5 protein-coding genes are annotated in these 6,988 nt (G+C 76.1%); 2 read left to right on the plus strand and 3 right to left on the minus strand.

Going from position 1 to position 6,988, the window contains the following annotated elements; translation table 11 throughout:
- Positions 1 to 358: 358 nt before the first annotated feature.
- Entirely contained in the window at positions 359 to 2,239 is a 1,881-nt protein-coding gene (locus ACFCX4_RS33375; protein WP_376150730.1) for an amino acid transporter, read from the plus strand.
- A gap of 282 nt (positions 2,240 to 2,521) precedes the next feature.
- On the opposite strand, the gene ACFCX4_RS33380 is transcribed toward ACFCX4_RS33375, so the two are convergent.
- The 3 genes from ACFCX4_RS33380 to ACFCX4_RS33390 form a co-directional block, all read right to left on the minus strand.
- Positions 2,522 to 3,343 carry a GNAT family N-acetyltransferase gene (locus tag ACFCX4_RS33380; RefSeq protein ID WP_376150722.1) on the minus strand — a complete coding sequence of 274 codons (822 nt, stop codon included), beginning with the start codon at positions 3,341 to 3,343 and terminating at the stop codon, positions 2,522 to 2,524.
- A 9-nt stretch (positions 3,344 to 3,352) separates the two neighbouring features.
- Positions 3,353 to 4,243 (minus strand): helix-turn-helix transcriptional regulator, encoded by an 891-nt coding sequence (locus tag ACFCX4_RS33385; RefSeq protein WP_376150724.1) that lies wholly within the window; start codon positions 4,241 to 4,243, stop codon positions 3,353 to 3,355.
- A 135-nt stretch (positions 4,244 to 4,378) separates the two neighbouring features.
- A complete protein-coding gene (locus ACFCX4_RS33390) occupies positions 4,379 to 5,500 on the minus strand; it encodes an ABC transporter substrate-binding protein (RefSeq protein ID WP_376150726.1) in 1,122 nt (373 codons plus the stop codon).
- 339 nt (positions 5,501 to 5,839) lie between these two features.
- Here ACFCX4_RS33390 and ACFCX4_RS33395 point away from each other — a divergent pair, with 339 nt between their 5' ends.
- Entirely contained in the window at positions 5,840 to 6,850 is a 1,011-nt protein-coding gene (locus tag ACFCX4_RS33395) for an MBL fold metallo-hydrolase (RefSeq protein WP_376150728.1), read from the plus strand.
- The last annotated feature ends 138 nt before the right edge of the window (positions 6,851 to 6,988 follow it).

A 6,988-nucleotide genomic window follows, 5' to 3' on the forward strand; every position in this document is an offset into this window, starting at 1 on the left:
GTCGTGGTCAGCGCGACGGCCAGCAGCATGGGGCGCAGCCGGCGGCTGACGGCCCGGATGCCGCCGTGGGCCGCGCCCGCCCGTGGGCCCGGAACCCGCCCGCGTCGGTGCGCGCCGTACCCGCGCTGGCCCGATGAGGGGACACCGCCGAGGCGTTCCCGCAGGCCGGCGGCCCGTTCGCATAGCCTGTCGCCCTGCCGTCGGCCGGACGGCCACGGGGCGAGGACAGGGGTGCAGGGTGGCTTCCTCGGGTACGGACGGCGCCGGTGGCGGGACGGCCGCCCCCGGACCGGTCGGCAGGACCGCCCCGGGTCCGCGCGAGCGGCTGCGCGCCTGGCTGCTGGAGGGCCTGGCCGACATGGCCAAGCAGCACCCCGGCCCGCACGCCCAGCCGCCCGCCGAACGCGGCCGCCCCTGGTGGCGGGTGATGTGCCTGACCGGCCTCGACTACTTCTCCACCCTCGGCTACCAGCCCGGCATCGCCGCCCTCGCGGCCGGTCTGCTCTCCCCGGTGGCGACGGTCGTGCTGGTCGTGGTCACCCTCTGCGGCGCGCTGCCCGTCTACCGGCGGGTGGCGCGGGAGAGCCCGCACGGCGAGGGGTCGATCGCGATGCTGGAGCGCCTGCTGTCCTTCTGGCAGGGGAAGCTCTTCGTCCTCGCCCTGCTCGGCTTCGCCGCCACCGACTTCATGATCACCATCACTCTGTCCGCCGCCGACGCCACGGCCCACCTGGTCGAGAACCCGCACCTGCACGACGCGCTGACCGGTCGGCAGGTTCCCGTCACCCTGGCCCTCGTCGCCCTGCTCGGCGCCGTCTTCCTCAAGGGCTTCAGCGAGGCGATCGGGGTGGCCGTCGTCCTGGTCGCGGTCTACCTGACGCTCAACGTGGTGGTGGTGGCGGACGGGCTCGTGCACGTGTTCAGCGCGCCGCAGGTGATCACGGACTGGTCGCACGCGCTGACCGCCGAGCACGGCAACGTGGTCGCCATGGTCGGCGTCGCCCTGGTGACCTTCCCCAAACTGGCCCTCGGCCTCTCCGGCTTCGAGACCGGCGTCGCCGTGATGCCGCACATCGAGGGCGACCCGGACGACACCGAGGAGCGGCCCACCGGCCGGATCCGCGGCGCCCGCAAGCTCCTCACCACCGCCGCGCTGATCATGAGCGTCTTCCTGATCGCCACCAGCCTCGTCACCACCCTGCTGATCCCCGCGGCGGCCTTCCAGCCGGGCGGCGCGGCGAACGGACGCGCCCTCGCCTACCTGGCCCACGAGAACCTGGGCGCCGCCTTCGGCACCGTCTACGACCTCTCCACCATCGCCATCCTCTGGTTCGCCGGCGCCTCCGCGATGGCGGGACTGCTCAACCTGTTGCCGCGCTACCTGCCCCGCTACGGCATGGCCCCGCACTGGGCGAAGGCGGTGCGGCCGATGGTCGTCGTGCTCACCCTGATCGCCTTCCTGGTCACCTGGATCTTCGACGCGAGCGTGGACGCCCAGGGCGGGGCCTACGCCACCGGCGTCCTGGTGCTGATCAGCTCCGCCGCGATCGCCGTCACCATCGCCGCCCGCGCCGCCCGCCAGCGCGGGTGGACCGCCGCCTTCGCGGCCATCGCCGCCGTCTTCCTCTACACCACCGCCCTCAACATCGCCGAACGGCCCGACGGCGTGAAGATCGGCGCCTGCTTCATCGCGGGCATCATGCTCGTCTCCTTCCTCTCCCGGCTCAAGCGCGCATTCGAACTCCGGGTCACCGACATCGTGTTCGACGAGGCGGCCGAGCGCTTCGTGCGGGACTACACCCACCGGCCGCTTCGGCTGATCGCCATCGAGCCGAAGCACCGCGACCTCGCGGAGTACCAGGCGAAGAAGCGGCAGATCCGCGCCGACAACGACATCCCCACCGAGGACGACCTGGTCTTCGTCGAGGTGACGGTCCGTGACCCGTCGGAGTTCGAGGCGGTGCTCACCGTGCACGGCGAGGTGCGGCACGACCGCTACCGGGTGCTCACCCTGGAGAGCTCCGGCGTCCCCAACGCGCTCGCCGCCCTGCTCCTGACCGTGCGCGACCGCACCGGGCAGCAGCCGCACATCTACTTCGAGTGGACGGAGGGCAATCCGTTCGCGCAGTTCCTGCGGTTCTTCCTGTTCGGACAGGGCGAGGTGGCCCCGGTCACCCGCGAGGTGCTGCGCGAGGCCGAGCCCGACCGCTCCCGGCGGCCCCGGGTCCACGTCGGCTGAGGGGTTGTGCCGACGGCTTGTCAGGTGCCCGGCATGACGGCCCGTGGCGGACCCGCGGCGTACCGGCCGGCCGGTACGGCTTCCCGGTCCGGTAGCCGGGCACGGTGGTGCGCCGGTGGGTCGCCGTGCACAGGAAGTCGGCGGGGCCGACTTTTCGCGCGCCGGTGCCCGTTCGCGACCGGGCGGCCGTGAGGTCGTGGGGCCACCGGGTGCGCCGGTGGGTCGCTGTCCGCAGGAAGCCGGCCCCGCCGACTTCCTGCGCGCCGACGGCCGGTGCGCGTGTCAGTTCGCGGTGAGTACGGCCTCGTCGTACGTGGCGACCGTGGTGAAGCCGAGGCGTCGGTAGAGGGCCACGGCGGTCGGGTGGTCGGCGCGGACGTTCAGACCGACGTGGTCGGTGCCGTCCGCCAGCAGCGTGCAGAGGCGTGCCGTGCAGGCCGTCGCGAGGCCGCGTCCCCGGGCTCCCGGACGGGTGGTGACGTTCCCGAGCACCGCCACCCGCCGCCCGGGGGAGTGCACGTGCACACCCGCCGTCGCGACCAGCCGTCCCGCGCCGTCCCGCACGCCCACGTACGGGCCCGTGGTCAGCATCCGTTCGTCGAACCAGTTGTCCGGGTACCCGGCGGCGAACAGTTCGCGCAGGTCCGCGAGGTCCGCCGGGCCGAGCGGCAGGACCGGGCCGAACCCGTTCGCCGCCGCTGCCGGGCCGGGAGCCGGGGCGAGGGCCGCGCGGTCGGTGAGCGCCATCCGCAGCATCGCCGTCCGGTGCTCGACGCGGTACTCCGGGGCCAGGGCCGCCACCCCGCCGTCGGTGAGATGGGCGAGCAGCCGGCGGGGCAGCACCGGCCGCATCGCGCGCAGCAGTCCGGCGAGCGCCCCGGCGTCCCCGGGGCGGGCGAGGCCGAGCAGGGTGGGTACCTCGCCGACCGAGTACAGCAGCGCCACCGGCCCGTCCGCCGAGATGGTGTACCAGGCGGTGTGCGACCAGAACGGCTCGTCCAGGTCGCCGAGTTCGAACAGGTGCAGCTCGGGGTCCCGGCCGAACCGGCGGGCGAGCGCGGTCCGGTCGTGCAGGCTGGTCAGCGGGGCGGAGGGTGCGGGCATCCGCCGAGCCTACGCCCGCTCGCGCGTCGCCCCGGACGCCGGGGCCGCGCGGGTCGCCGGGGCCGCGCGGGTCGCCGGGGCCGCCCCGGCCGCCGGGCCGAGCAGGGTCCGCAGCCGTCCGGGCGGCAGGCCGGCCGTGCGGTGCACCACCCGGGTCAGGTGCGCCTGGTCGCTGAAGCCCAACTCCTGCGCCAGCAGGGCGAGCCGCGTCTCGCCCTCGGTCAGCCGCTCCAGGGCGAGGGTGACCCGCAGCCGGTTGCGGTACGCAGCGATGCCCTCGCCGGTCGCGGCCCGGAAGATCCGGCTGAGGTGGTACGGCGAGCAGCCCGCCGCCTGCCCGAGCCGCTCCAGGCCGAGCCCGGGATCGGCCGCGAGGGCCGCCCTCGCGGCTTCCACCAGTCGGTGCCGGGCGGCGTCCCGGACCGGCCGGCCGCTGGTCACCCTGGCCGGGGCCAGCGCCGACAGCACCTCGCCCGCCAACGCCAGTGCCCGCTCGGCGAGTTCGAAGGAGTCCGCGCCGTCCCGAGCCCGGGCGGTCAGCAGCCGGTGCGCCACCGCCATCCGCGGCGTGGTGAACACCAGCCCCTGCGGCACCTCCGGGTCGCCGCCCAGCAACTCCGCCGTCCGCGGCTCGGAGAGCACCAGCTCGGTGTAGCGGTCACCGCCGCACGGATGGTCGAACTGCTGCTCCGCGCCGATCCGTTCGACGTACACGCAGGCCGGGTCCAGCACCTGCTCGACGCCGTCGATCCGGCCCCGGAACATCCCGCGCCGCACCATCACCAACCCGAACACCGGCGCCGGCCGCACCTCCGTCCACCCGCGCGGCGGGTCCTGGCAGCTCACGTCGGCGACGTACAGATCGTCCCCGCTCAGCAGGCACTCACGCTCCACCGCCATGCCCGCACCCTACTCGCGCCCCGGCGCGCTGTCGCCGCTCCTGCCCGCCCGCCGCTCCTGCCCGTCGTCCGCGCTGCCGTCGTCCGCGACCGTGCGTCAGTCGGAAGCGTCGGCCGGAAGCCCCGGCCGGGGCGCTCAGCCGCTGGTGCGGAGGATCCGGAAGCGCCCGGGCTCCGCCGGGTCCCGGTCGGCGATCTGGACCGGTGGCCAGGTCCACTGGTGGACGTGGGTGCCCGGTGCACGGGTGAACCGGATCGGCCCGCGGGTGCCCTCGACGGTGACGTGCGGCCAGGCGGCGGCGATCCGCTCCCGCTCCGTGCCGTGCGAACGCAGGACCTCGGCCAGGACGGTGACCGTGTCGTGGCCCTCGAAGGCGACGAAGGAGGGCTCGCTGCCGAGCCGCGCGCGCAGGTCCGCCGCCACGCGGGTGCCCAGCGGGCCGAGGCGTTCGGGGAGGTAGCGCAGGAACGGGACCGCGGCGCCGTCCTCGCCCAGCAGCGCGTGCCATCCGGCGAACTCCGGCTGTCCGGCCGGGGCGCCGAGCAGGAGCCCGGTGAGGCGCGGATCGCGGCGGACGGCCCGGACGACCGGCACCACCGGATCCGGGTGACCGGCCAGCAGCAGGAGCGCCGTCGCCCCGTCGGCGGCGAGCGCGTCGCACACGTCGGCGGGCGCGAGCGTGCGCAGGTCGAGCTCGGTGACGCCGCCGCCGTGCGGGGCGAGGCGGTCCCGCAGGAGGCGGGCCCCGGTGGCCCAGTAGACGCTCGGTTCGGTGGCCACGGCGATCCGCCGGTGGCCCGCGTCCAGCAGGAAGTCCGCGTAGAGCCGCCAGCCGTGGGACTGCGCCGGGGCGAGGCGCGCGACCCCGTCCGCCGGCCCGTCGGTCAGCGCGTTGAGCACCGCCGAGGAGCAGAGGAACGGCAGGCCGAGCGCCTCGGCCCGGTTGGCGGCGGCCCGGGCGACGACGCTGTGGTACTCGCCGGCCAGTGCCACCGCGCCGAGAGCGGCCAGTTCGTCGACGGCCGCCGTGGCCCGCCGCGGATCGGCGGCGGTGTCCCGCACCAGCAGTTCGAGCGGCCGGCCGTCGATGCCGCCGGCGGCATCGACCTCGTGGGCGGCCAGTTCGAGACCGGTGAGCAGGTGGCGGCCCGCCTCGGCCCAGCCGGGCCGGCTGAGCGGGACGAGGACGCCGAGCCGGACGGCGTCCGTGCTCCCGGGCCTCAAGTTCAATGCCGGCTGCGGTGGTTGCGTGCTCATGCGGTGTCCCTCCCGGGGCGGGGCGGTGGGTGCCGGCCCGGACCGCAGGGGTCCGGGCCCGTGATCGTGCCGCACATTGCAACCACGGCCGGAGCCGGTGGGCAACCCGTTTTCCGGGCCCCGGGACCGGGCGCGAGCGGTTGCGGCTTGCGCCCGCCCGGGTGAATCGCGCAAGAAACGACAAGCCGCGGGGGTGGACGCGGAGGGAAGGTGGAGGCGGGGCCGGCGCCCCGTACGGGGGTCGGGGCGCCGGCCGGGCCCGTCGGGCCGCCCCGTGCCCTCCGCCTCCGTGAACCGTCCCGCTGTCGTCCAAGCCCCGCCCAGGTCGGAGGAGTTCCGGTGAATGACGATCCTGCTGCTGCTGCCGCTGCCCGTTCCGCCGTGGCCGCCCGCCGCCGCGTACTGCGTGGTGCCCTCGCGGTCGCGGGCGCCGCCGCGCTCCACCCGCTCGCCGCTGTCGCGGGCGCCGGGGTCGCCGCAGCGGCCCCGGCCCCGGCCTCCGGCACCTCCGTCATCGCGGTGCGCCGGTTCGGCCGGTACGAGGTGCTGGCGCTGCTCGACGCCCACGGCCCGTTCCCCGGGACCGGGCAGGCCGCCTTCCCGGAGGCCACGGACGCCGACTGGGCCCGGGCCCGCCGCCTGGACCCGGCGGCCTTCGGACCCGGCGACACCTGGGAGCCGGACTTCCGCTGCTACGCCGTGCGCCGCCCCGGTGGCCGGGTGACCCTGGTGGACACCGGCATCGGCCCGGTCGGCAGCCCCGCCTCCGGCTGGGCGCCCGTCCCCGGCCGGCTGCCCGCCGTACTGGCGCGGGCGGGGATCGTCCCGGGGGACGTCGAGGCGGTGGTGCTGACCCATCTGCACGAGGACCACTACGGCTGGTCGGTCACCCCGGAGGGGGTGCCGGTGTTCCCCGAGGCCCGCTACCTCGTCCAGCACGCCGAGGTCGCGGCCCTCGGGCCCACCCGGACGGCGCGCACCTACGTCGTCGAACCGCTGCTGCGCGCCGGCCGGTTGCACGAGGTCGACGGCCGCACCCCGCTCGCCGGCCCGGCCGGCCCCGGGAGCGCGGTCACCCTGCTGCCGACCCCCGGACACACGCCGGGCCACCAGTCGGTGCTGGTGACGGGCGGCGGCGGGCGCCTGTTGATCACCGGCGACGTCCTGGTGCACGCCGTCCAACTGGTCGCACCCGGCGTGCGCTACCTCTACGAGGCCGACCCCGCGACCGCCCGCCGCAGCCGCGAACACCTCCTCGCCGAGGCCCGCCGCACCGGCACCGTCCTCGCCACCGCACACCTGAACCGCCCCTTCATCCACCCCTGGGCCGTCGACGTACTGACGCACTGACACCCCCCGGCAGGCCTCCACCGCCCCTCCGGCCGGAGCCCACCCGGAGTGGTCGGCCCCTGCCCGGCGCCGGGCGTCCTTCCGGATCGGACCGTCACCCCGGGCCGCGCGCGGGAAGTCGGCCCGCCCGACTTCCCG

It is taken from the genome of Kitasatospora sp. NPDC056327 (assembly GCF_042261735.1).
In the GTDB taxonomy this organism is placed as follows: Bacteria; Actinomycetota; Actinomycetes; order Streptomycetales; family Streptomycetaceae; genus Kitasatospora.

Bases quoted from the DNA above. Each gene is read 5' to 3' on its own strand.
- ACFCX4_RS33385 (WP_376150724.1), bottom strand. From the start codon at position 4,243: ATGGCGGTGGAGCGTGAGTGCCTGCTGAGCGGGGACGATCTGTACGTC.
- ACFCX4_RS33375 (WP_376150730.1), top strand. From the start codon at position 359: ATGGCCAAGCAGCACCCCGGCCCGCACGCCCAGCCGCCCGCCGAACGC.
- ACFCX4_RS33390 (WP_376150726.1), bottom strand. From the start codon at position 5,500: ATGAGCACGCAACCACCGCAGCCGGCATTGAACTTGAGGCCCGGGAGC.
- ACFCX4_RS33380 (WP_376150722.1), bottom strand. From the start codon at position 3,343: ATGCCCGCACCCTCCGCCCCGCTGACCAGCCTGCACGACCGGACCGCG.